Genomic DNA, 25,827 nt, shown 5'->3' on the forward strand with positions numbered 1-25,827 from the left:
CGAGGCTGTCCCGAAGATGTTGATCCTGCGCGGCGCTCCTGCCCTTTCTGCCTTTCGCCACAGCAAGCTCCTTGAGCAACTGAGCCAGAAGGTTCCGGCTGTCAGCGGCCTGTATGCTGAATTCGCTCACTTCGCCGAAGTTACCGGCGTCCTGACCGGCGACGAACAGCAGGTGCTCGCGCGCCTTCTGAAGTACGGTCCAAGCGTTCCGGTACAGGAACCGACCGGTCGTCTGTTTCTGGTGCTGCCGCGTTTCGGCACCATCTCGCCGTGGTCGAGCAAGGCCAGCGACATCGCCCGTAACTGTGGCCTGGCGAAAATCCAGCGCCTGGAACGCGGCATCGCGTTCTACGTGGCCGGCCAGTTCAGCGACGCTGAAGCCCAGCTGATCGCCGACGGTCTGCACGACCGCATGACCCAGATCGTCCTGGGCAACCTCGAGCAGGCCGCCGGCCTGTTCAGCCACGCCGAACCGAAGCCCCTGACCGCCATCGACGTGTTGGGTGGCGGCCGCGCCGCGCTGGAAAAAGCCAACACCGAGCTGGGCCTGGCCCTGGCCGAAGACGAGATCGACTATCTGGTCAACGCCTTCGTCGGCTTGAAGCGCAACCCGCATGACATCGAACTGATGATGTTCGCCCAGGCGAACTCCGAGCACTGCCGTCACAAGATCTTCAACGCCAGTTGGGACATCGACGGCGAGAGCCAGGAAAAAAGCCTGTTCGGCATGATCAAGAACACCTACGTGATGCATAGCGAAGGCGTTCTGTCGGCTTATAAGGACAACGCTTCGGTGATCGTCGGCTCCGTGGCCGGTCGCTTCTTCCCGGACCCTGAGACCCGCCAGTACGGCGCGGTGCAGGAGCCGGTGCACATCCTGATGAAGGTTGAGACCCACAACCACCCGACCGCGATTGCCCCGTTCCCGGGCGCATCCACCGGTTCCGGTGGCGAGATCCGTGACGAAGGCGCCACCGGTCGCGGTGCCAAGCCGAAGGCTGGCCTGACCGGTTTCACCGTGTCGAACCTGCAGATCCCGGGCTTCGAACAGCCGTGGGAAGTGCCGTACGGCAAGCCCGAGCGCATCGTCACCGCGCTGGACATCATGATCGAAGGCCCGCTGGGCGGCGCTGCGTTCAACAACGAATTCGGTCGTCCGGCACTGACCGGCTACTTCCGTACCTTCGAACAATCGATCACCACCCCGCACGGTGACGAAGTTCGCGGCTACCACAAGCCGATCATGCTGGCTGGCGGCATGGGCAACATCCGTGAAGAACACGTCAAGAAAGGCGAGATCGTCGTCGGCTCCAAGCTGATCGTGCTCGGCGGCCCGGCGATGCTGATCGGCCTGGGCGGCGGCGCGGCTTCCTCCATGGCCACCGGCACCAGCTCGGCAGACCTGGACTTCGCTTCCGTACAGCGCGAAAACCCGGAAATGGAACGTCGCTGCCAGGAAGTCATCGACCGTTGCTGGCAACTGGGCGACAAGAACCCGATCAGCTTCATCCACGACGTGGGTGCGGGCGGTCTGTCCAACGCCTTCCCGGAACTGGTCAACGACGGCGACCGCGGTGGCCGTTTCGAACTGCGCAACATTCCAAACGACGAGCCGGGCATGGCCCCGCACGAAATCTGGTCCAACGAATCCCAGGAACGTTACGTTCTGGCCGTCGGCCCGGCGGATTTCGAGCGCTTCAAGGCGATCTGCGAGCGTGAGCGTTGCCCGTTTGCCGTCGTCGGCGAAGCCACTGCCGAGCCACAACTGACCGTGACCGACAGCCACTTCGGCAACAGCCCGGTGGACATGCCGCTGGAAGTGCTGCTGGGCAAAGCCCCGCGCATGCACCGTTCGGTGGTTCGCGAGAACGAACTGGGCGACGATTTCGATCCGTCGACCCTGAGCATCGCCGACTGCGTCGAGCGCGTTCTGCATCACCCGGCCGTGGCGAGCAAAAGCTTCCTGATCACCATCGGCGACCGCACCATCACCGGCCTCGTGGCCCGTGACCAGATGGTCGGCCCGTGGCAGGTTCCGGTGGCCGACGTTGCCGTCACCGCCACCAGCTTCGACGTCTACACCGGTGAAGCCATGGCCATGGGCGAGCGTACTCCGCTGGCACTGCTGGACGCTCCGGCGTCGGGCCGCATGGCCATCGGCGAAACCCTGACCAACATCGCGGCCTCGCGCATCGGCAAGATCTCCGACATCAAACTGTCGGCGAACTGGATGTCGGCTGCCGGTCACCCGGGTGAAGATGCACGCCTGTACGACACCGTGAAAGCGGTCGGCATGGAGTTGTGCCCTGAGCTGGGCATCACCATTCCTGTGGGCAAGGACTCGATGTCCATGGCCACCCGCTGGAACGATGAAGGCGTGGACAAGTCCGTGACTTCGCCGATGTCCCTGATCGTGACCGGTTTCGCGCCAGTGACTGACATCCGTCAGACCCTGACCCCGCAACTGCGCATGGACAAGGGCACCACCGACCTGATCCTGATCGACCTGGGCCGCGGCCAGAACCGCATGGGCGCCTCGATCCTGGCGCAGGTTCACGGCAAGCTCGGCAAGCAGGCTCCGGACGTCGATGACGCCGAAGACCTCAAAGCCTTCTTCGCGGTGATCCAGGGCCTCAACGCCGACGGCCACCTGCTGGCTTACCACGACCGCTCCGACGGTGGTCTGCTGACCAGCGTTGTCGAGATGGCGTTCGCCGGTCACTGTGGCCTGAGCCTGAACCTCGACGGTCTGGCAGAAACCTCTGCCGACATCGCGGCCATCCTGTTCAACGAAGAACTGGGTGCCGTGATCCAGGTTCGCCAGGACGCGACCCCGGACATCCTTGCGCAGTTCAGCGCTGCCGGCTTGGGTGACTGCGTGTCGGTGATCGGTCAGCCAATCAACAATGGCGAGATCGGCATCACCTTCAACGGTGACACGGTGTTCGAAGGCCAGCGTCGTCTGCTGCAACGCCAGTGGGCCGAGACCAGCTACCAGATCCAGCGTCTGCGTGACAACGCCGACTGCGCCGAGCAAGAGTTCGACGTGCTGCTGGAAGAAGAAAACCCGGGCCTGAGCGTCAAGCTGAGCTACGACATCAACCAGGACATCGCCGCGCCTTACATCAAGAAAGGCATTCGCCCACAGGTTGCCGTACTGCGTGAGCAGGGCGTCAACGGTCAGGTGGAAATGGCTGCTGCGTTCGACCGCGCCGGTTTCAACGCGATCGACGTGCACATGAGCGACATTCTGGCCGGCCGGGTCGACCTGAACGAGTTCAAGGGCATGGTCGCTTGCGGCGGCTTCTCTTACGGCGACGTATTGGGTGCCGGTGAAGGCTGGGCGAAATCCGCGCTGTTCAACAGCCGTGCCCGCGATGCGTTCCAGGGCTTCTTCGAACGCAACGACAGCTTCACCCTCGGCGTGTGCAACGGTTGCCAGATGATGTCCAACCTGCACGAGCTGATCCCGGGCAGCGAGTTCTGGCCGCACTTCGTGCGCAACCGCTCCGAGCAGTTCGAAGCCCGTGTTGCCATGGTGCAGATCCAGGAGTCGAACTCGATCTTCCTGCAAGGCATGGCCGGTTCGCGCATGCCGATCGCCATTGCTCACGGTGAAGGCCATGCCGAGTTCGCCAGCGAAGAAGCACTGCTGGAAGCCGATCTGTCGGGTTGCGTGGCGATGCGTTTCGTCGACAACCACGGCAAGGTCACCGAAAGCTACCCGGCCAACCCGAACGGCTCGCCGCGCGGGATCACCGGTTTGACCAGCCGCGACGGTCGCGTGACCATCATGATGCCGCACCCGGAACGAGTGTTCCGCGCCGTGCAGAACTCGTGGCGTTCGGATGACTGGAACGAAGATGCTCCGTTGATGCGTATGTTCCGTAACGCTCGTGTGTGGGTGAACTAAGCACCGTGTACAAGCTCAGCTTTTTTGTTCCCGACAGTCATGTCGAGGTGGTCAAAAGCGCCGTATTCGCCGCCGGTGGTGGGCGAATCGGTGCTTATGATCACTGTGCATGGCAAGTGTTGGGCACTGGCCAGTTTCGTCCACTGGACGGCAGCCAGCCGTTCATTGGCGAGGCAGGGCAGGTCGAACAGGTCGAGGAATGGAAGGTTGAGCTGGTGGTGGCCGATGAGTTGATTCGCTCGGTAGTGGCAGCTCTGAAACAGAGCCATCCCTATGAGACACCGGCTTATGAAGTGTGGCGGCTGGAGGATTTCTGATTCTCCGGTGCTGAAATGAAAAACCCGCTGAAAGAGATTTCAGCGGGTTTTTTATTGCCCAAACTATTGTGGTGTCAGTGAGGGCCTCATCGCGAGCAAGCTCGCTCCTACATTGGATCTGCATACACCGGACCACTGTGGGAGCGAGCTTGCTCGCGATGGCGGCCTATCAGGCACCGAAGATCTAAACCTTGGCACTGACCTCGCTGCGATTGACCAACACTTCCAGTGCATCACTCAAGCTCGGCGCCTTGTCGCCAATCAACAGATGCCAGATACCGCCATCCAGCTGACTTACACCCTGGCAACCCAACGCTTTCAAATCGAACTCCGACAACGCCTTGCCATCGGCCAGTTGCAGGCGGATGCGGGTCATGGCCACGCAATCGAGTTGCAGCACATTGTCGCCGCCGCCCAGGGCATTGAGCCATTGCTGGGCCTCGGGTGTCGCCATGGCGGCAGGTGGCGGCGCGTCGATTTCTGCAGCCGGTGACGACACCATGGCGCGACCTAGCGCAGGCATCGCCAGGCGAATCTCATCGGCAATCGCGTCGGCCATTGGCCCCACCACCACTTGCAAACTCCCGCCCTTGCCCGGACGCACCACGGCCATGGCACCGAGTGCTTTCAAGTCGGTATCCGAGGCTTTGTTGCGATCCACCATGTCCAGGCGCAAGCGCGTGGTGCAGGCGCCGACGGTGATCAGGTTTTCGGCACCACCCAAGGCCTTGATGTATGCCCCGGCGCGTTCATTGTCGGCGACGGCAACCTGCTCGACGTCAGCGCTGGTTTCGCGGCCCGGTGTCTTCAGGTCGAAGCGGCGGATACAGAAGTCAAACACCACGTAATAGATCACGGCATACGCCAGGCCCACCGGGAACACGAGCCAGCCGTTGGTGGACTTGCCCCAGCCCAGGATCATGTCGATGAAGCCGCCGGAGAAGGTGAACCCCAGGTGGATGTTCAGCGCATTGGTGATGGCCATCGACAGGCCGGTCAGCAACGCATGCAGCACAAACAGCAACGGCGCGAGGAACATGAAGGCGAATTCAATCGGCTCGGTGACGCCGGTCAGGAACGCGGTCAACGCCATCGACAGGAAGATCCCGCCCATCACCTTGCGCCGTGCCGGCAGGGCGTTGCGGTACATCGCCAGGCACGCGGCGGGCAGGCCGAAGATCATCATCGGGAACATGCCGGTCATGAACTGGCCACCCTTCGGATCGCCGGCGAAGTAGCGCGACAGGTCGCCAGTCACCAGCGCCCCGGTGGTGGGGTCGGTGAAGTTGCCGAACACGAACCACGCCATGTTGTTGAGGATGTGGTGCAGGCCGGTGACGATCAGCAGGCGGTTGAACAGGCCGAAGACGAACGCACCGAAGCTGCCGCTTTCCATCATCAGTGTGCCGAAGCTGTTGATGCCGTGCTGGATCGGCGGCCAGATGTAGCCGAACACCACACCCAGCCCCACGGCGGCGAACCCGGTGACAATCGGCACGAACCGTCGGCCACCGAAGAACGCCAGGTATTCCGGCAGCTTGATGTCCTTGAAGCGGTTGTACAGCGCGCCGGCCATCAGGCCGCTGACGATCCCGGCGAGCATGCCCATGTTGATGCTCGGGTCGAGCGCCTTGAGGGTGGAGATCATCACCAGGTAACCGATCACCCCGGCCAGACCCGCCGTACCGTTGTTGTCCCTGGCGAAACCGACCGCGATGCCGATGGCGAAGATCATTGCCAGGTTGGCGAAGATCACCTGGCCGGCGTCGTGGATGATCGCGATGTTCAGCAGATCGGTATCGCCCAGGCGCAGCAGCAGGCCGGCAATCGGCAGGATCGCGATCGGCAGCATCAGCGCGCGGCCGAGGCGTTGCAGGCCTTCGATGAAAAGTTGGTACATGGCGGTTCTCCGTGGATTCTTGTTGTTCTTCAGCTCAGAGGCCAATGCTGGTGACAGGCGTGACGCACGGCGCTGGCGCTGCTCAACTTGAGCAGATCCTGGCTGATGTGCCGGCATTCGCTGGCGTCGAGATGACGCACGCGGTCCTTGATTTCGCCGACCTGTACCGGGCTCACCGACAATTCACTGACCCCCAGGCCGATCAACACCGGCGTGGCCAACGGATCGGACGCCAATGCGCCGCACACGCCCACCCAGCGGTTGTGCTGCGCCGCACCGGCGCAGGTCTGGGCGATCAGTCGCAGCAGTGCCGGGTGCAGCGCATCGACGCGTGCGGCGAGCCCGGCGTGGTCGCGGTCCATGGCCAGGGTGTATTGCGACAGGTCGTTGGTGCCGATGGACAGGAAGTCCGCGTGTTCGGCCAGTTGCTCGGCCAGCAGCGCGGCGGCCGGAACTTCGATCATCACACCCAGTTCCGGGCGTTGCGCCAGGCCGAGTTCACCGCACAAGGCATCGAGGCGCTGGCGGATGTGCAGCAGCTCATCGACTTCCGTGACCATTGGCAGCAGGATCCGGCAGCGTGACAACGGGTGCAGGTGCAGCAGTGCGCGCAATTGCTGGTCGAGCAGTTCAGGGCGCGCCTGGGCCAGGCGAATGCCGCGCAGGCCGAGCACCGGATTGGCCTCGGCGGGCAGTGGCAGGTAGTCCAGTTGCTTGTCGCCGCCGACGTCGATGGTGCGGATGATCACCGACTTGTCGCCCATGGCATCGAGCACCGCTTGATAGGCGTGGTGTTGTTCCTGTTCGTCCGGCGCGGTGTGGCGGTCGACGAAGAGAAACTCGGTGCGCAGCAAGCCGACGCCGTCGGCGCCATTGGCCAACGCGTCTGCCGCTTCCGTGCTGGATGCCACATTGGCGGCGACTTCGATGCGCAGGCCATCGGTGGTCAGTGCGGGGGTGTGCGCCTGGGCCTGTTGTTCGGCCCGGCGTTGTTGCTGTTGCTGTTGCAGCTGGCGCACGTCGGCCAGGCGCTCGGCACTGGGTGTCAGTTCGAGGCGGCCGCCGTCGGCGTCCAGCACCACCGGTTGCCCCTGTTGCTGATCGAGTAGCGTCGAACCCAGCGCCACCATGCACGGCAGGCCTTTGCCCCGGGCCAGAATCGCCACGTGGGAGGTCGCGCCACCTTCGGCCATGCACAGTCCGGCGACGCCTTGCTGGCTCAGTTGCAGTAAATCGGAGGGCGTCAGTTCATGCGCCGCGACGATGGCGCCGGCCGGCACGTCGTAATGCCAGGTGTCGCCGAGCAATGCGCGCAGCACCCGTTGCTTGAGGTCGCGCAGGTCGTTGGCGCGTTCGGCCAGCAGCGTGCTGCCGGTTTGCTGGAGGACTTCGCACTGCACGTCGATGGCCTGGCTCCAGGCGTGGGTCGCGGCCGTGCCCTGGGCGACGGTTTGTATGGCGGCGTCCAGCAGGGCCGGGTCTTCCAGCAGCGCCAGGTGTGCGGCGAAGATCGCCTCTTCAGCGGTGTCCTTGTGTTTTTTCGCCAGGACCAGCGTGCGTTCGATTTCGCTGCGCACCTGGCTCAGTGCCGCGTCCAGCACTTGCTGTTGTTGCTGGGGATCATGATGGCCGGCATCCACCGGCAGGCTGATCGCATTCAGGTGGAACAGCGGCCCGCCGACCAGGCCGGGCGCCGCACAGACGCCGTGCAATACACCGGCTTCGGCGGGGCGATTGCGTTGGGCAATCGTGGTCGGCGCGGCGGCATGGCTGTCTTCGGCCAGGGCTGTGGATAACGCGGTCAGCAAGGCTTGCAGCGCGGCTTCGGCGTCCGGGCCCTGGCAACTGACCTGGACTTCTGCCTGTTCGCCGATGGCCAGCCCCATCAGGCCGATCAGGCTGTCGCAGGTGGCCGACTTGCCGGCGAAATGCAGCTGCGATTTGCTTTTGAATCCTTGCGCGGTCTGACGGATCAACGCGGCCGGCCGTGCGTGCAGACCGCCACGATGGGCGATGCGGATGTGGCCGACCACTTCTTCGCCAGCAAGCTCCACGTCCGCCTGCGCGCCCACGCCCTGGCGGCGAATGATGTGCAGCAGCGGCTCGCCGACCTTTACCGACTTGAGGGTGATGGGCCGTGCCTGAAAGTCCTGGCTGTTGGTGAGGATCAGCAGGCTGACCAGGCTTTTGCACTGTTGCGCGACCTTGTCCAGGTCGTAGCGCAGCAGCGGCTGGCCATTGGAGACGCGCGCGCCTTCCTTGACCAGCATCGAAAAGCCCTGGCCTTGCAGTTCGACGGTATCAAGGCCCAGGTGCAGCAGCAGCTCCGCACCGTTGTCGGCACGCAGGGTCACCGCATGGCCGGTGCGGGCGACATGCACCACCACGCCCGCGCACGGCGCATGAAGGGTATCGTTCAACGGGTCGATGGCGATCCCGTCGCCCATGGCGCCGCTGGCAAACACCGCATCCGGGACTTTGGCGAGCGTGAGCACCGGGCCGCTGAGCGGGGCGCTTAAAGTCAGCTCTTTATTGTTGTTATGCATGGCTCGGTCTCATCAAAAAATACGGTTCGGATCAACACGCCCCCCTCTGTAGGAGCGAGCTCGCGATGGACTAAAGAACGCCGCGTTTATCCAGCAAACGCACGTTTTCGTTGACGACCATCGCGAGCGAGCTCGCTCCTACAAGGGTGGTTAGTGGGTGCGCGTGACTTTGCTCAGGTGCCGTGGCTGGTCCGGGTCCATGCCACGGGCCACGGCCAGGCCGGCGGCCATCACGTAGAAACTCTGGATCGCGAGAATCGGGTCGAGGGCCGGGTGTTCGGCGCGGGTCAGCGTCAGGTCGCGTTCAAGCACGTCATCCGGCGCGGCCAGCAGCACAAGGGCGCCGCGTTGGCGCATGTCGGCGGCCAGGCTCAGCAAACCGGCCTGTTCGGCGCCCCGTGGGGCAAACACCAGCAGCGGGTAGTTGTCGCCAATCAAGGCCATCGGACCGTGACGGACTTCGGCGCTGCTGAAGGCTTCGGCCTGGATCGCCGAGGTCTCCTTGAACTTGAGCGCCGCTTCCTGGGCGATGGCGAAACCGGCGCCACGGCCGATCACCATCAGCCGCTGACAATCGCGCAAGGCGTCGATGGCCCGGCTCCAGTCCTGTTGCGCGGCGTCGCGCAGGCCATCGGGCAAGGCGCGGCAGGCGTCGAGCAGTTCGGTGTCTTCTTTCCAGTGGCCAATCAGCCGGGCGCTGGCGCTGAGGGTGGCGATAAAGCTCTTGGTCGCCGCGACGCTGCTTTCGGTGCCGGCACACAGCGGCAGGCTGAATTCGCAGGCGGCTTCCAACGGCGAGTCTTCGGCATTGACCAGCGAAATGCTCAAGGCGCCGCGCTTGCGCAACAGGCGCAGGCTGTTGACCAGGTCCGGGCTTTGCCCTGATTGCGAAAAGGCGAATGCCACCTGGCCGCTGACCTTCAACGGTGCCTGTTGCATGGTCACCACCGACATCGGCAGCGACGCCACCGGGATGCCCAGCAGTTGCATGGTCAGGTAGGCGAAGTAACTGGCGGCATGGTCGGAGCTGCCGCGCGCCACGGTCATGGCCACTTGCGGCGGCTGACGACGCAGGCGCCCGGCGATCTCGATCATCTGCGGGTCGAGTTGCTGTAATTGGGCTTGCACGGCCTCGAACGAGGACAGCGCCTCTTCAAGCATTTTTGAAGTCAATGTCTTCTCCTTCGACCATGACGGCGGTCAGTTTCAGTGAGCGATCCAGCCGCACGCAGTCGGCCCAGGCCCCCGGTTGCAGGCGCCCGCGTTCGGTGATGCCGAGATAGTCGGCGGGGAATTGCGACAGGCGCTGCGAGGCTTCGGCGATGGGCAGGCCGATTTTCACCAGGTTGCGCAGAGCCTGATCCATGGTCAGGGTGCTGCCGGCCAGCGTGCCGTCGGGCAGGCGCACGCCACCGAGGCATTTGGTCACGGTGTGGCTGCCGAGTTTGTACTCGCCATCGGGCATGCCGGCGGCGGCGGTCGAGTCGGTGACGCAATACAGGCAAGGAATCGAACGCAGGGCCACGCGGATGGCGCCGGGGTGCACGTGCAGCAAATCCGGGATCAGTTCGGCGTACTTGGCGTGGGCCAGGGCAGCGCCGACGATCCCGGGTTCGCGGTGATGCAGTGGGCTCATGGCGTTGTAGAGGTGGGTGAAACTGCTGGCGCCGGCCTCCAGCGCGGCCACGCCTTCCTCATAACTGCCCAGGGTGTGGCCGATCTGCATGCGAATGCCGCGGCTGCTGAGGTCGCGGATCAAGGCATCGTGACCGGCGATTTCCGGGGCAATGGTGATCACCCGGATCGGTGCGAGCGCCAGGTACGCTTCGACTTCGGCCATCAGCGCGGTGTGGGCGAAGTTGGGTTGCGCGCCGAGTTTGCCCGGGTTGATGTAGGGGCCTTCGAGGTGTACGCCAAGCACCCGGGCGCTGCCTTGGGGCCGCTGCTCACAGAATTCGCCGACGGCCTGGAGCACGCTGGATATCTCTTCGCTCGGTGCCGTCATGGTGGTGGCCAGCAACGACGTAGTGCCGAAGCGCACGTGGGTTCGGGTGATGGTTTCGAAGGCCGGCGCGCCTTCCATGATGTCTTTGCCGCCGCCACCGTGAACGTGCAGGTCGATGAAGCCCGGCAGCAGGTACGGCAGATCGTTGTCCGCCGGATCGCAGGGCTGGCCTTCGATCGACACGACTTTGCCGTGCTCATGGACCAGTCGGCCGCGAACCCAGCCGTGGGCGGTGAGGATGTTGTCTTCGGACATGATCGGTTCTCTGGGTGGGCGGTTTCGCGGTGCAGCGTTCTAACGGCGAAGCTCTGCGACAAAGTCGTAGTAGTCGTTACGGCAATAGGTGTCGGTGACTTCGATGGGCGTGTTGTCTTCCAGGTAGCCGACCCGGGTCATCAGCAGCATGGCGGTGCCGGGGGCGATGCCCACCAGGGCTGCGAATTCGTCCGAGGCGTTGATCGCCTGGATGTGCTGCAGGGCGCGGACAACCGGTTTGCCGATGCCGTCGAGGTATTCGTAGAGGGAATCGCCCACCGCCTGCGGCTTGGGAATGATCGAGGCGGGCAGGGTGCTCATCTCGATGGCCATCACCGTGTCGTCGGCCTTGCGCAGGCGTTTGAGGCGCGCGACTTTGTCGTTGGGCGACAGGCCGAGGCGGATCAGTTCTTCGTGGGTCGGCAGGGTGATTTCCCGCTCCAGCCATTGCGATCCGGGCACGAAACCCTTGAGGCGGAGCATTTCACTGAAACCGGAAAGGCGCGACAACGGTTGTTCGAGACGCGGCGTGATGAAGGTGCCGGAGCCCTGGTTGCGGCGGATCAGGCCTTGTTCGAACAACACTTCCAGAGCCTTGCGTGCAGTGACGCGGGAGATGCCCAGCGCCTCGCTCAGATTGCGCTCCGACGGCATGGCCTGTTCGGCTTTCCACTGGCCGGCATGGATCGCCGCTTCCAGATTGCGTGCCAGTTGCAGGTACAACGGCGTGGGTTGGGTGTCGTCGGGGCGCAGGGCTGAAAGGTCGTTCATTTAATTATTGTCCGACGCGTCTGTAGGAAAGTTACTTGTTCGCTGTAGGACAAAAAACTAATACCACTTGAATACCATGTCAATGCAGCTCTCAGGCTGCAGGTGCGGTAAACAGGCCTTATTGGGCGCAGTGGAAAGAGGCTGGATTGAAGTGGTATTAGCGGTGGGAGGATTTAAAGCAAAGATCGCAGCCTTCGGCAGCTTCTGCAGGGGGAAATGGTATTCACCCTGCAGGAGCTGCCGAAGGCTGGAATTTTTTTGATTTTTTTTGCGAGGCGACCAAAGGTCGGGGGATTTACGGGCGGATCTCGATCATCGTGCCGTCCGGCACCAGGTTCCAGACTTCGCGCATGTCCATGTTGCGCATGGCGATGCAGCCGTCGGTCCAGTCCAGGGTGTGGAACAGGTCTTCCGGGGTGTCTTCGCTGTCCGGGGTGCCGTGGATCATGATCATGCCGCCGGGCTCGACGCCTTCACGACGGGCGCGGGCGGAGTCGCTGATGTTCGGGTAGGAAATGTGCATCGCCAGGTTGAAACGGTCGCTGATCTTGCGCCAGTCGACCCAGTAGAAGCCTTCCGGGGTGCGCTTGTCGCCTTCCATCAGCTTCGGCCCCTTGGGACGCTTGCCCAGGGAAATGCGATAGGTTTTGAGCGGCTTGCCGTCATTGATCAATTGCAATTGATGGGAAGACTTGAGAATCAGGATTTTCTCGATGACCTTGCCGTCCAGGGTTTCCACGGCAGAAGCCTGGGACACCGTGACAAACGACAAACAGAACAGGGCAAGCAACCAGCGCATTGAAACGATTCCCCAGGAGGTGTCGCGACTATTTATGTATAGAAGTTTTTGCAGGAGCTGCCGCTGGCTCGGGCCGCATTCGGACAATCTTTCGGCGCCTCCCGGTGATGCCGAGATGACATCAGATAATGGCAGGCTGAGCAAGCGGCGGGATCGATTCAGACCGAACGGGATAGATTTCGGTCCGCCGGTCAGCGAAGAAGCATTCTAAGGTACGGCCCACCGTGCGGAAAGCCAGCTCATCCCATGGAATGTCCGCTTCGTCGAATAGTTGCACTTCCAGGCTCTCGGGGCCGGCGCAAAAGTCCAGGTCCACCAGTTCGGCACGGAAGAACACATGCACCTGGCTGATGTGCGGCACGTCGATCAGGGTATAGATGTTCAGGTTGCGCACCCGGGCGCAGGCTTCCTCGGCCGTCTCGCGAATGGCAGCCTGTTCGATGGTCTCGCCGTTCTCCATGAAACCGGCGGGCAGGGTCCAGTAACCGCGTCGCGGCTCGATGGCCCGTCGGCACAGCAATACCTGGGTGCCCCAGGTCGCCACGCAGCCGGCGACGATGTTGGGGTTCTGGTAGTGAATGGCGTGACAACTGTCGCAGACAAAGCGCAGGCGCGAATCGCCTTCGGGAATGCGCTGGGTCACCGGGTTACCGCACTGGCTGCAAAATTTCATGCTGGGGTTCCTGAATGCTGCGCCTATCTTGGCGTGCGGCAGTGCCGGTCGGCAAGTTGTCGTTTCGCGACATGGGGCGGTTGCGGGGGTTGGGCGACCGCAGCGATTGGTGCATGATGCCGGGTAAGGCACAAATCGAGAACACTCATGCTGGACGAGCTACTGCATCGGGTTAGTAACCACACTCCACGCACACTGGAGACCGATCGTCGTTTTCCCGAGGCAGCGGTGCTGGTGCCCATCACCCGCAGTGACGAGCCCGAGCTGGTGTTGACCCTGCGTGCCAGCGGCCTGTCGACCCATGGCGGCGAAGTTGCCTTCCCCGGCGGGCGCCGTGACCCCGAAGACCCCGACCTGATTTTCACCGCCCTGCGTGAAGCCGAAGAAGAGATCGGCCTGCCGCCGGGGCTGGTCGAGGTGATCGGACCGCTCAGCCCGCTGATCAGCCTGCATGGCATCAAGGTCACGCCCTATGTCGGGGTGATCCCGGATTTTGTCGAATACCGGGCCAACGACGCCGAGATCGCCGCGGTGTTCAGCGTGCCCCTGGAGTTCTTCCGTAAAGACCCTCGCGAACATACCCACCGCATCGACTATCAGGGCCGCAGCTGGTACGTGCCGAGCTATCGCTATGGCGAATACAAGATTTGGGGGCTGACGGCGATCATGATCGTCGAGTTGATCAACCTGCTGTATGACGCCAAAATCAGCCTGCATCAGCCTCCCAAAAGCTTTATCAGTATCTGAAGCCATCGTTCGAATGGCCTGAATCCTGGTTTTGCTGAAAAAAGCCTGCCTGAGTCTTGAGGAATACAACAATGAAATACCGCCTGGGCGACGCCCGCGTCGAAACCCATCCACAGAGCTGGGTCGCACCCAATGCCGTGCTGGTGGGCAAGGTCAAGCTGGAAGAGGGCGCCAACGTCTGGTTCAACGCCGTATTGCGCGGCGACAACGAATTGATCCTGATCGGCAAGAACAGCAACGTCCAGGACGGCACCGTGATGCACACCGACATGGGCTACCCGCTGACCATCGGTACCGGCGTGACCATCGGCCACAACGCCATGCTCCACGGTTGCACCGTCGGCGACTACAGCCTGATCGGCATCAACGCGGTGATTCTCAATGGTGCGAAGATCGGCAAGAACTGCATCATCGGCGCCAACTCGCTGATCGGCGAAGGTAAGGAGATTCCGGACGGATCGCTGGTCATGGGCTCGCCCGGCAAAGTGGTGCGTGAGTTGACCGAGCCGCAAATCAGGATGCTGGAAGCCAGCGCTGCTCACTACGTGCATAACTCGCAGCGCTATGCCCGCGACCTGGCCGAGCAGGAAGAATGACTGCCAGCGAACGCCCGGTTGCATCACCCTGCGTGAATATTTGTGCGCTGGACGACGATGACATCTGCACCGGTTGCCAACGCACGGTGGAGGAGATTACCCGCTGGAGCCGCATGACCAACGACGAGCGCCGCACGGTGTTGGGGTTGTGTCATGAGCGGGCCAAGGCCAGTGGGTTGATCTGGATGTTGCCTTCCAAATCCGAAAACTGAATCGCCCCCAGAAAGTGCTTCGCACTTTATCGCGAGCAGGCTCGCTCCTACATGGGAATGCGTTCAACTGTAGGAGCGAGCTTGCTCGCGATGGACTCAAGAACACCGCGGGGAGCCAGACGTCCCGCGTTCTCGTTAACGACCATCGCGAGCAAGCTCGCTCCCACATGGGAATGCGTTCGACTGTAGGAGCGAGCCTGCTCGCGATGGACTCAAGAGCACCGCGGGGAGCCAGACGTCCCGCGTTATCGTTAACGACCATCGCGATCAGGCTCGCTCCTACAGTATCCTGTGCGGCAAACTTACAGGTACTTCCACGCCCATGCTCTTCCTGATCGCCTACATCAGCAGCGTCGTTCTGATCAACTACGCCTTTTCCACCGCCCCGCACCTGGACATCATCTGGTCGGCCTGGGGCGGGCTGGTGTTTGTGTTGCGCGACATGGTGCAAACCCGATTCGGGCATGGCGCCCTCGCAGCGATGCTGGTGGCGCTGGTGTTGTCCTATGTCACCTCCGATCCGTCCATCGCCCTGGCCAGCGCCACGGCGTTCGCCGTTTCCGAGTGCATCGACTGGCTGGTGTTCAGCATCACCCGGCGCCCTCTGCATGATCGTCTGTGGATAAGTTCGGCCCTGAGCATTCCCCTCGATACCTTTATCTTTTTCGGCATGATCGACGCCCTGACGCCGGGCGTGATCCTCACCGCCCTGGGCTCGAAATTCGCCGGGGTCACCGCCGTGTGGCTGATCATGGCCTGGCGCCTGCGCAAACTGGCTGTCGTCAGCTGAAGTTCATGTAAAATGCCGCGCTTTCTCCCCATGGGAAGCGTGCTTCCCTCGATGATCCGCTCCTTGAGGACCTTCAGATGACCCGTATCGGAACTCCATTGTCGCCGACCGCGACCCGCGTATTGATGTGTGGCTGTGGCGAGTTGGGCAAGGAAGTGGTGATCGAGCTGCAACGCCTGGGCGTTGAAGTGATTGCCGTGGACCGCTACGCCAACGCGCCGGCCATGCAGGTGGCGCACCGCAGCCACGTGATCAACATGCTCGATGGTGCTGCCCTGCGTGCCGTGATCGAAGCCGAAAAGCCGCACTTCATCGTGCCGGAAATCGAAGCCATCGCCACCGCGACCCTGGTGGAACTGGAGGCCGAAGGCTTCACCGTTATCCCGACCGCCCGTGCTGCGCAGCTGACCATGAACCGTGAAGGCATCCGTCGCCTGGCCGCTGAAGAACTGGACCTGCCAACCTCGCCGTACCACTTCGCCGACACCTTCGAGGATTACAGCAAAGCCGTTGAAGACCTCGGGTTCCCGTGCGTGGTCAAGCCGGTCATGAGTTCTTCGGGCAAGGGCCAGAGCCTGCTGCGTAGCGTCGATGACGTGCAGAAGGCCTGGGACTACGCCCAGGAAGGTGGTCGTGCCGGTAAAGGTCGGGTGATCATCGAAGGCTTCATCGATTTCGACTACGAAATCACCCTGCTGACCGTGCGCCACGTCGGCGGCACCACCTTCTGCGCGCCGGTCGGTCACCGTCAGGAGAAGGGCGACTACCAGGAATCCTGGCAGCCGCAAGCCATGAGCCCGGTTGCCCTGGCTGAGTCCGAGCGTGTCGCCAAAGCCGTGACCGAAGCCTTGGGCGGCCGTGGTCTGTTCGGTGTCGAGCTGTTCATCAAGGGTGATCAGGTGTGGTTCAGCGAAGTCTCGCCGCGCCCGCATGACACCGGCCTGGTCACGCTGATTTCCCAGGACCTGTCGCAGTTCGCCTTGCACGCGCGGGCCATTCTCGGTCTGCCGATCCCGTTGATCCGTCAGTTCGGGCCATCGGCCTCGGCGGTGATCCTGGTGGAAGGGCAGTCGACCCAGACCGCTTTCGCCAACCTGGGTGCTGCCCTGAGCGAGCCGGATACCGCGCTGCGCCTGTTCGGCAAGCCTGAAGTCAACGGCCAGCGCCGCATGGGCGTGGCCCTTGCGCGCGACGAATCGATCGAAGCCGCCCGCGCCAAGGCGACCCGTGCTTCGCAGGCGGTTGTTGTCGAGCTGTAAAAACAGCTGCGGCGGGCCTATACCTTCTAAAGGCTCGCCTACTGATCCTTGTAGGAGCGAGCTTGCTCGCGATGGACTAGAGGGCGACGCGTTCAATCAGAAAGTACGCGTTATCGTTAACGACCATCGCGAGCAAGCTCGCTCCCACAGGTAATTCGCGTCCGATCTTTTATCAGCGCTCCAGGCCTGTACCCCATGAATTCCCAAAGCATCATCGTCCCGAAAATCTCCACCCTGCCGGTACACGAACCCCGGGCCCGGGCCGTTGTGCGCTGGCTGGTGCGCAAGAACATCATCCAGGAAGAGCTGACCACGTGCGGCCGCACCGGCAATCGCATGGGCCATGCGATCGCCGAAGGTGCCCGTGAGGTGGTCCTGCACCCGGACGCGCTGCCGTTCGGCGAGTCGATCAATGGCCTGGAGATCATCACCAAGCGCTGCATCTATACGCCGGCCAAGGGTTTTCTTGGCGAAGCGGGCTGCGCCGAGTGCCGCAAGGAAGTGGGTGAAGCCCTGTTCGAAAGCCTGGAAGACTGGATGCCGGGGCGTACCGACAACTTCACCTGTCCCGAATGCGGGCATGAAGACGACATCAACGGCTTCCTGTTCCTGCAGGAGTGCGGCTTCTCCAACCTCGGTTTCATCTTCAATAACTGGGCCGAAGCCGGGTTCAAACAGAGCTTTATCGATGAATTCGCCGATTGGCTGGATCAGCCGGTCAGTTGGGTGAAAGTCGAGTTGTAGGAGCGAGCTTGCTCGCAATGAACTTGAAGGCGACGTTGGTTTCCAGAAAGCACGCGTCATCGCTCACGACCATCGCGAGCAAGCTCGCTCCCACAAAAAAGCAGCAATCCGTAACGCCGTAATCCCCGTATGTCAGTAATGCCAATAATAGACAGAGTTTTACATTGAACCCGAAGGGGTGTCTGACTATAATGGCGCGCTTCCATTTTCCCGCTCGGGAGCCCCCGCGATGCTGCGTATCAGCCAAGAAGCTCTGACATTCGACGACATTCTCCTAGTGCCCGGTTATTCCGAGGTGCTTCCTAACGAAGTCAGTCTCAAGACCCGCCTTACCCGTGGCATCGAGCTGAATATTCCACTGGTTTCCGCTGCCATGGACACCGTCACTGAAGCCCGTCTGGCAATCGCCATGGCTCAGGAAGGTGGTATCGGCATCATCCACAAGAACATGACCATCGAGCAGCAAGCTGCCGAAGTCCGCAAGGTCAAGCGTTACGAAGCTGGTGTGGTCAAAGACCCGATCACCATCGTCGCCGACGCCACCGTGCGCGAGTTGTTCGAATTGACCCGCATGCACAACATCTCCGGCGTTCCGGTGCTGCACAATGGCGACCTGGTCGGCATTGTCACCTCCCGTGACGTGCGTTTCGAGAACCGTCTGGAAGCCACTGTCCGTGAAGTGATGACGCCTAAAGAGCGTCTGGTCACGGTCAAGGAAGGCGCCGACAAGAACGATGTGCGTGAACTGCTGCACAAGCACCGCATCGAACGCGTGCTGATTGTCGACGACAAATTCGCCCTCAAGGGCATGATGACCGTCAACGACATCGAAAAAGCCAAGGCTTACCCGCTGGCCAGCAAGGACGATCAAGGTCGTCTGCGCGTGGGTGCTGCAGTCGGTACCGGTAAAGACACCGGTGATCGCGTTGCCGCACTGGTCGCCGCCGGCGTTGACGTGGTGGTGGTCGACACCGCTCACGGTCACTCCAAGGGCGTGATCGACCGCGTTCGCTGGGTCAAGCAGAACTTCCCTGAAGTGCAGGTCATCGGCGGCAACATCGCCACCGGCGCCGCCGCCAAGGCCCTGGCCGAAGCTGGCGCCGACGCAGTCAAGGTCGGTATCGGCCCTGGCTCGATCTGCACCACCCGTATCGTCGCCGGTGTCGGCGTGCCGCAAATCAGCGCCATCGCCAACGTCGCCGCTGCCCTTGAAGGCACAGGCGTACCGTTGATCGCCGACGGCGGCATCCGTTTCTCCGGTGACCTGTCCAAGGCCATCGTGGCCGGTGCTTCCTGCGTGATGATGGGCTCGATGTTCGCCGGTACCGAAGAAGCGCCGGGCGAGATCGAACTGTTCCAGGGCCGTTCGTACAAGGCTTATCGCGGCATGGGTTCGCTGGGCGCCATGTCCCAGGCCCAGGGTTCCTCCGACCGTTACTTCCAGGACTCCTCGGCAGGCGCCGAGAAGCTGGTTCCGGAAGGCATCGAAGGGCGTGTTCCGTACAAGGGCACCCTGAGCGCGATCATCCACCAGTTGATGGGCGGCCTGCGCTCCTCGATGGGCTACACCGGCAGTGCCGACATCGAAGAGATGCGCACCAAGCCTGAGTTCGTGCGGATCACCGGTGCCGGCATGGCCGAATCCCACGTTCACGACGTGCAGATCACCAAGGAAGCGCCAAACTACCGCGTAGGTTGAGCCTTCAAGCAACAAGCTAAGCAACCGGGGCTGTTTTATTCAGCCCCGAGTTGTTTCTGAATCACGACTGTTTCCGAATTTTTTAGACGAGACTGAATCATGGCCCTCGACATTCACGCTCACCGCATCCTGATCCTCGACTTCGGTTCCCAGTACACCCAGCTGATCGCCCGCCGCGTGCGTGAAATCGGCGTGTACTGCGAACTGCACCCGTTCGACATGGACGAAGATGCGATCCGCGAATTCGCTCCTAAAGGCGTCATCCTCGCCGGCGGCCCAGAGTCGGTTCACGAAGCCAACAGCCCTCGCTGCCCGCAAGCCGTTTTCGACCTGGGCGTGCCGGTCTTCGGTATCTGCTACGGCATGCAGACCATGGCCGAGCAACTGGGCGGCAAGGTTGAAGGTTCCGAGCTGCGTGAGTTCGGCTATGCCCGCGTTGATGTAGTCGGCAAGAGCCGTCTGCTGGACGGCATCGAAGACCACATCGACGCTGACGGCCTGTTCGGCCTCGACGTGTGGATGAGCCACGGTGACAAGGTCACCCGCATGCCGGAAGACTTCCACATCCTGGCCAGCACTCCGAGCTGCCCGATCGCCGGCATGTTCAGCGACGAGCGTCGTTACTACGGCGTGCAGTTCCACCCGGAAGTGACCCACACCAAGCAGGGCGGTCGCATCCTGTCGCGCTTCATCCTCGACATCTGCGAGTGTGAAGCCCTGTGGACCCCGTCGAAAATCGCTGAAGACGCCATCGCCCAGGTTCGCGCCCAGGTCGGCACCGACAACGTCCTGCTCGGCCTGTCCGGCGGTGTGGACTCGTCCGTGGTTGCCGCGCTGCTGCACAAAGCCATCGGCGACCAACTGACCTGCGTGTTCGTCGACAACGGCCTGCTGCGCCTGCACGAAGGCGAGCAAGTGATGGCCATGTTCGCCGAGAACATGGGCGTCAAGGTGATCCGTGCCAACGCCGAAGAGCAGTTCCTCGGTAACCTGGCCGGTGAAGCCGACCCGGAGAAGAAGCGCAAGATCATCGGCCGTACCTTCATCGACGTGTTCGATGCCGAATCCTGCAAGCTGGACAACATCAAGTACCTGGCCCAGGGCACCATCTATCCGGACGTGATCGAGTCGGCTGGCGCGAAAAGCGGCAAGGCCCACGTGATCAAGTCGCACCACAACGTGGGCGGCCTGCCGGAAGAAATGAACCTCAAGCTGGTTGAACCCCTGCGCGAGCTGTTCAAGGACGAAGTTCGTCGTCTGGGTCTGGAACTGGGCCTGCCGTACGACATGGTCTACCGTCACCCGTTCCCGGGCCCGGGCCTGGGCGTGCGCATCCTCGGTGAAGTGAAGAAGGAATACGCCGACCTGCTGCGTCGCGCAGACCACATCTTCATCGAAGAACTGCGCAAGGCCGACTGGTACCACAAGGTCAGCCAGGCGTTCGTAGTGTTCCAGCCGGTGAAATCGGTTGGCGTGGTGGGTGATGGCCGTCGTTACGCCTGGGTCGTGGCCCTGCGTGCCGTGGAAACCATCGACTTCATGACCGCGCGTTGGGCTCATCTGCCTTACGAACTGCTGGAAACCGTCAGCGGCCGTATCATCAATGAAATCGAAGGCATCTCCCGCGTCACCTACGACGTGTCGAGCAAGCCGCCAGCGACCATTGAGTGGGAATGATCGTATGAGCCTATGACACCAGGCTCAAAACGATAGCGGCAAAAAGAAGCCCCGGGTTGTGAGACCCGGGGCTTCTTGCGTTTCAGTTGTGTTCGCCCCAAATCCCCTGTGGGAGCGAGCTTGCTCGCGATGAGGCCAGCACATCCAACATCTCCCGCGCCTGACACGCCGCCATCGCGAGTAGCTTGATTTACACCGGCAAGCGCCCTTCGAGGTTCATGCCCATACGGCTAAGACCCCAGGACAGTTCGTCGATGCTGGCATAAGGCACCTGATTCACGTCGGTCCATGCGGGGCGATTGATCAGGTAGCTGCCGTCAGCTGTGCGCTCGACCATCGTTCGGACCACTTGGCCGAGTCTGTTGCGATGAATCAGTGTCCAGTTTCCGTTTGACTTCTCGAAAGTGAACATGCCTTGCCGATACAGCAGCCGATCGAGTGCTTCCGGTGTCTTTTCAAGCAACGGCAGTGGCATCTGCAAGCTCAAGTCAGCGTGCAGGGTGTCGAAGTTTCCGTCGGTTAATTCGGGTTGGGTGGCAAAGCCGCGGCCTACCTCAATGCCTCGATCCGTTTCAATCAGCAGGCTTTCTTCCGGCAGCACTTCTTCGATGCGCAAACCAATACCGCCCTGCATTTCGCTGATGCCGGGCATTCCACGAAAGGTGTTGATGTTTTCCTGATCCGTCAGCACCACCCATCTGCCCGCTCCGTTGAGCGTTCTGTCGGCCTCCATGATGGTGTGGGTGAGGTAGGTCTTGATGGCTTGCTCATGCATGTCGGGAAGTGATGGGCCGGGGAAACGGTAACTGGCCAGGCAGTCGGTTGCCTGAATCCGAATACCATGTTGTTGAGCCGCCTTGACCACTTCAAGCGGGGTGAATCTGCCGGAGGGATCGCTTTTCAGCTTTTGCAAATACGCCTTGAGATCATCGGGCATTGACCCGGTCTTGAAGAATTGATCGAGTTCCACCTGGTTGAAGTCGTTGAGCAGGCGATGGAAATAGATCGTCTTGACTTCCTGTTGGGCAAGGATCGGCATGTTCTCGATGAGAAACCGCATGCTGGCAATGCGGTCCTGGCTTTCACCGATGACCAGGCCCGGTGCCGCTTCATATATCTTCGGGAGCAGTTCTGCGGCAGTGGTTGATGGCGTCACGACTGGAAGCTGCGGACGAGGGGGTAATGAAGCGAAAAATCCACTGCGGGAAAAGAATTGACGGGCGTCTTGTGACAGCGTGGCGCGCGGGGCCGCGACGTATCGTGCGTAAGTGGACTCTGCGCGAAAGCTTCCGTCTGGCTGACGGACCAGTTTGATATGGGTTTCTCTCTCGCCCATCGCCAGTAGTCTGATACTGAATCGGTTAGTTGCGTCGTATTGCGTGGCCGGGCGGCGCAGGATGGCCTGTGTTGGCTCTTGAGCAGAGGCAGACGCAGAGGCCGGAGCAGATGTAGACGGCGGAACGCGGGACCCGCCCGGATGCCGGTTTCCACCGCCCCTGAGCCCGGCTCGGGGTGTCAGCTCCCATTCGCCCTCGGCATTGAGACGCACAGGGAGTGAACCTGAAAACGCGTTGGGATTTTCAGGGTCGATGATGGCCCAGGTGCCGCTTCCGTTGGGATCGGCTTCGTAGCGCACGTAATAAGCCCTGTCATCGAGCAAGATCGCAGTGGCGGGGTTGGAGTCGAGTTGATAGATGCCCTGGAATTTTCCGGCTTCACTCACGGGTGTCTGCCCCTCGAGCAGTTCATTGGCTTGCCAGTGGTCCGGTATTTCGATGGGTTGAGAGGTTCCTGACAAGGGGGAATCGAGTTCACTTGCCAGCTCGACGGGCCAGCCCATGGGCTTCATGCCCTTTGCAACCAACGCTCGCTTGAGTTCTTCGAGGTTGTCCACTGTCATGGACTCGTAGGCTGGCCGAAGCGGGGTATCCAGATTCAGCCTTCCACCCGGTGTGGATCTGATGACGCTGTCTGCCATCCCGTTGTTGGCATTGCGATAAACCACAAGGACGCTGCTGCGGTAGCGCTGGAAGGTGAACATCCCCGGTTCAGGCAGCAGCGCTCGCAGTTGTTGCGGGGTCCTGTATGCCCATGGGGTTTCCATCTGCACGCGCACGTCGCCTTTGATCAGTGCATGGACGCTGTCGAAGTCCATGCCATCAGATACGTAAAAAACAGGGGAATCCGGATAGTCCGCATGCTCCACAGCCAACCCCGGATCGGAGTTGATGGGTTGCGCTTGCCCCGGCGCTACGTCATCGATACGAATGCTCAGGGCATCGGTCTGTTCGCTAATGCCGCGATAGCCTCTGAATGTCGCCATGTTTTCCTGATTGACCAAGGCAACCCATTTGGCCGGTTCTTTCAATGCTTCGTTGAACCGGATGACCTCGCTGGCAAAAAAACTCCTGGCCATCTGGTAATCGGATTCCCAGTTAATCGCTTCTTTGTTGATGTTGTAGGTCGTCGACATGTCGAGGGCCTGAACCCGGATCTGTTGGGCATTGGCGGCTTTGACCAGCGCCAGCAGATTGAATTGGCCTGTTGGGTCGTTGCCGGCCTTGATGTCGAGTTTTTTCAGGTAGTTTTCCAGCTCGACGGGCATTTCACCTGTGCGCGCGAAGGTGTCCAATTCGAGTTGATTGACGTTGGCCAGCAGCTCCTGCAAGTACAGGGTCTTGACGCCATGTTGCGCGAGCGTTGGCATGTTTTCGATCAGGAACTGTTTGCTGCCGATGCTGCCCCGGCTCTCGCCGACGACCAGCCCCGGTTTTTCTGCGTAGGCCGCTTCAAACAGTTCGCCAGGCGTGGCAAACGCTTGTGCAGAGGGCGCCGGTTGGCTCAGCGTCGGAGGGTGAAGCTCGTACCAGGCCCTGGCGTCGCTGACCAGATTGCGACGAGATTCTTCCTGGGCCATCTCGAATTCGCTGAGGGTGATGACCTCTTGGTCGGCATCGGACATGAGTACGCTGTGGACGTCGATGTCTGCCACTGACCAGATCCGTCTGAACGGGCTGCGTACGTCGGGTCCACCCAGCGCCCATGCCCGCATTTCAGGGTCGTCAAGGCCCGGCACGTGAACGCCTGGCCGTTGTGACCACTCCTCGACGGCGGGGGAGGCGGCGTCCGCTGCTTGCATCCCGCCTCTGAGGCCCAGTTTGGGAACGACTTCCCATTCTCCCGAATCATTCATAAACCGTACTGGAATCGAATCCGTGAAGGAGTCGGGATTGGCCGGGTCGATGATTGCCCAGTACCCACGCCCGTTGAGGCTGTTTTCATAACGCACGTAATAGGCGTTGCCGTTGAGTTTGATGGCGGACGAAGGATTCGAGGCGAGCCGATATGTACCCTGGAACTTGCCTGACTCACGAACCAGGGCGTCATCGCTGAGCACATCATTAATCCTGAAGGTGTCCGGCACTGATGACGCTGGCCTGTCCTCAGTCGAGCCCGTGACAGCCTCTGATTCTCCTTCGATGGTTTCGACCTTCGACCCCGCGGTTTCGGCAGGTGTGGTTGATTCAATCAGGTCGGCCATTTCTTTGGCTTCGGCGGCGTCGATGTCCGGGCCGATTTCCTCCAGCGATCCTGGACCTTTGAGCACCAGGAGGTTGAACAGCAAATCGATACCGCTGAGCACGGCGCCAAGAACGCCGGCCTTGCGTTCCTTGGCGGTTTTGCCATTGACCGCCTGATCGATGTTCAAACCCAGGCTGGCGATACTGGCGCCGACCACCGGCAGGGCAATCGGCCAACCGACCACCGCCATGGGGCCAAATACTTTTAAACCGGCGCTGAGGTAACCGATCCACAGTTTTTTGCGCAGATCGCCATTGGACGTCAGCGAGAGTTCAGCTTCGGCAAACATTGCGTTTTGGGTCGAGTTGCTCAACCAGCTGAATGCGTCGCCGGTGATGATCTGGTTTTTTTGATTGATCAGGTGATGGTCGTACTTACCCCAGGTGCTGACCAGCCGGTTCATGATATCGGTGATGTTCTTGTCGATGGTTTGACGATCGGCCAAGGAAAAATGCGTCATGAAGCCTCGGCGAGCCTCTTCTTCGTTCATCTGCTGCAACATCCAGTAGTGCATGTCCGTCGCGGTTTCCAGCACTTTGAAAGCGACGATTTCACCGGGCAGGTACACGATCTGGCGACCCTTTGGCGCGACAAAACGCAGGATGTTGGTGGCAAGGTACCCGTCGACGTCCAGAGCCCGAACAATGTCGGCGCAAGGGTGCTGAGCCCGCAGCATCTGCAGGTCGACAGGCCAGTTGATCGGACCCATTACGGCGTTAGTGACGAACTGGAAGTCATCGCCGCTCAACTGCCGTTTGTCCCTGGCCTTTACGGCTTGTATCAGAAAATTGCATTTGGCCAGGGTTCGGAAGTCGGTGCCGGACTGCTTCCAGAACGCGGTCAGCTTGTCGGTATAGAACGAGCTGAAATCGATGTTCCAGAACGCCTTCAGCACCTCGTTGCCGTGCAGGCGTACTTCGTTGGTTTCGTTGAACCTCCCGGCGTTCGGGCCGGCGGTATAAAAGCCTGCATAGACGTCAAGCAGGTCGGCGTTGTCCTGATCGCTGGTGCGAAAGCGCTGGATCACCAGCTGTGTCAGGGTCGTGGTTGACGTCGGCGTTGCTTTGACATGCTCCCAACCAGTGAACGTTTTCGAACTGCTTTCGGCTGTGTCGAAACGGTGGAAGTACACCTGATCCGGATCGAGGTCGGTAATGCCGGATTTTTTCAGTAAGTCGCTGGCGACTTCGTGCGCCGTGTCTTGCAGGCTCGGGCAAGTCTGGATCACGGTGGTGGCGATCGCCTTGAGCGCGGCCTTGTCGGCGGCATTGGGCAGCGGGCGTGTTTCGTTCGGGTTCATGCACTCTCTTTCCTTGAGAAAACGGGATGTCGAGGATGGCCG

General features: G+C 61.4%; 18 protein-coding genes. 10 read left to right on the plus strand and 8 right to left on the minus strand.

Features of this window, described 5'->3' with window-relative positions:
- The first annotated feature begins 16 nt into the window (after window positions 1-16).
- Window positions 17-3,913 (plus strand): phosphoribosylformylglycinamidine synthase, encoded by a 3,897-nt coding sequence (purL, locus tag AC1RDQ_RS16260; RefSeq protein WP_057716279.1) that lies wholly within the window; start codon window positions 17-19, stop codon window positions 3,911-3,913.
- Window positions 3,914-3,918: 5 nt separating this feature from the next.
- The gene (locus AC1RDQ_RS16265; RefSeq protein ID WP_057716278.1) at window positions 3,919-4,230 is read left to right on the plus strand and encodes a YqfO family protein; all 312 of its coding nucleotides are present in this window, start codon (window positions 3,919-3,921) and stop codon (window positions 4,228-4,230) included.
- Between the two features lie 184 nt (window positions 4,231-4,414).
- Here AC1RDQ_RS16265 and nagE read toward each other — a convergent pair whose 3' ends face one another.
- The 7 genes from nagE to AC1RDQ_RS16300 form a co-directional block, all read right to left on the minus strand.
- Window positions 4,415-6,130, minus strand: a complete 1,716-nt coding sequence (nagE, locus tag AC1RDQ_RS16270; RefSeq protein ID WP_407514248.1) for an N-acetylglucosamine-specific PTS transporter subunit IIBC — start codon at window positions 6,128-6,130, stop codon at window positions 4,415-4,417.
- 29 nt (window positions 6,131-6,159) lie between these two features.
- Window positions 6,160-8,676: a phosphoenolpyruvate--protein phosphotransferase gene (gene ptsP, locus AC1RDQ_RS16275; RefSeq protein ID WP_492587718.1), complete on the minus strand. Its 2,517-nt coding sequence runs from the start codon at window positions 8,674-8,676 to the stop codon at window positions 6,160-6,162.
- Window positions 8,677-8,826: 150 nt separating this feature from the next.
- A complete protein-coding gene (locus AC1RDQ_RS16280; RefSeq protein WP_150813636.1) occupies window positions 8,827-9,849 on the minus strand; it encodes an SIS domain-containing protein in 1,023 nt (340 codons plus the stop codon).
- Window positions 9,830-10,936, minus strand: coding sequence for an N-acetylglucosamine-6-phosphate deacetylase (gene nagA / locus AC1RDQ_RS16285; RefSeq protein ID WP_407514244.1), 1,107 nt, complete (start codon window positions 10,934-10,936; stop codon window positions 9,830-9,832). The genes AC1RDQ_RS16280 and nagA overlap by 20 nt, the downstream gene beginning before the upstream one ends.
- 39 nt (window positions 10,937-10,975) lie before the next feature.
- Window positions 10,976-11,707 carry a GntR family transcriptional regulator gene (locus AC1RDQ_RS16290; RefSeq protein WP_057716273.1) on the minus strand — a complete coding sequence of 244 codons (732 nt, stop codon included), beginning with the start codon at window positions 11,705-11,707 and terminating at the stop codon, window positions 10,976-10,978.
- 295 nt (window positions 11,708-12,002) lie between these two features.
- Window positions 12,003-12,506, minus strand: coding sequence for a L,D-transpeptidase family protein (locus AC1RDQ_RS16295; RefSeq protein WP_007982819.1), 504 nt, complete (start codon window positions 12,504-12,506; stop codon window positions 12,003-12,005).
- A gap of 121 nt (window positions 12,507-12,627) precedes the next feature.
- A complete protein-coding gene (locus AC1RDQ_RS16300; RefSeq protein ID WP_057716272.1) occupies window positions 12,628-13,179 on the minus strand; it encodes an NUDIX hydrolase in 552 nt (183 codons plus the stop codon).
- A gap of 147 nt (window positions 13,180-13,326) precedes the next feature.
- Here AC1RDQ_RS16300 and AC1RDQ_RS16305 point away from each other — a divergent pair, with 147 nt between their 5' ends.
- From AC1RDQ_RS16305 to guaA, 8 genes are all read left to right on the plus strand, one after another.
- Entirely contained in the window at window positions 13,327-13,926 is a 600-nt protein-coding gene (locus AC1RDQ_RS16305) for a CoA pyrophosphatase (protein WP_057716271.1), read from the plus strand.
- Between the two features lie 71 nt (window positions 13,927-13,997).
- Window positions 13,998-14,522 carry a gamma carbonic anhydrase family protein gene (locus AC1RDQ_RS16310; protein WP_057716270.1) on the plus strand — a complete coding sequence of 175 codons (525 nt, stop codon included), beginning with the start codon at window positions 13,998-14,000 and terminating at the stop codon, window positions 14,520-14,522.
- Window positions 14,519-14,734, plus strand: coding sequence for a DUF1289 domain-containing protein (locus tag AC1RDQ_RS16315; protein WP_492587719.1), 216 nt, complete (start codon window positions 14,519-14,521; stop codon window positions 14,732-14,734). Before AC1RDQ_RS16310 ends, AC1RDQ_RS16315 begins: the two co-directional genes overlap by 4 nt.
- A 322-nt stretch (window positions 14,735-15,056) precedes the next feature.
- Window positions 15,057-15,524 carry a preQ0 transporter gene (locus AC1RDQ_RS16320; protein WP_492587720.1) on the plus strand — a complete coding sequence of 156 codons (468 nt, stop codon included), beginning with the start codon at window positions 15,057-15,059 and terminating at the stop codon, window positions 15,522-15,524.
- A 77-nt stretch (window positions 15,525-15,601) separates the two neighbouring features.
- The gene (gene purT / locus AC1RDQ_RS16325; protein ID WP_046040988.1) at window positions 15,602-16,783 is read left to right on the plus strand and encodes a formate-dependent phosphoribosylglycinamide formyltransferase; all 1,182 of its coding nucleotides are present in this window, start codon (window positions 15,602-15,604) and stop codon (window positions 16,781-16,783) included.
- Between the two features lie 195 nt (window positions 16,784-16,978).
- The gene (locus AC1RDQ_RS16330; protein ID WP_057716265.1) at window positions 16,979-17,527 is read left to right on the plus strand and encodes a hypothetical protein; all 549 of its coding nucleotides are present in this window, start codon (window positions 16,979-16,981) and stop codon (window positions 17,525-17,527) included.
- Window positions 17,528-17,756: 229 nt separating this feature from the next.
- Entirely contained in the window at window positions 17,757-19,226 is a 1,470-nt protein-coding gene (gene guaB / locus AC1RDQ_RS16335) for an IMP dehydrogenase (RefSeq protein WP_008053208.1), read from the plus strand.
- A 99-nt stretch (window positions 19,227-19,325) separates the two neighbouring features.
- Window positions 19,326-20,903: a glutamine-hydrolyzing GMP synthase gene (guaA, locus tag AC1RDQ_RS16340; RefSeq protein WP_008053207.1), complete on the plus strand. Its 1,578-nt coding sequence runs from the start codon at window positions 19,326-19,328 to the stop codon at window positions 20,901-20,903.
- 190 nt (window positions 20,904-21,093) lie between these two features.
- Here the strand turns inward: guaA and AC1RDQ_RS16345 are convergent, their stop codons facing one another.
- The gene (locus tag AC1RDQ_RS16345; RefSeq protein ID WP_492587721.1) at window positions 21,094-25,785 is read right to left on the minus strand and encodes a membrane-targeted effector domain-containing toxin; all 4,692 of its coding nucleotides are present in this window, start codon (window positions 25,783-25,785) and stop codon (window positions 21,094-21,096) included.
- Window positions 25,786-25,827: the final 42 nt, after the last annotated feature.

The organism is Pseudomonas sp. GW823-FHT02E01 (assembly GCF_058797535.1).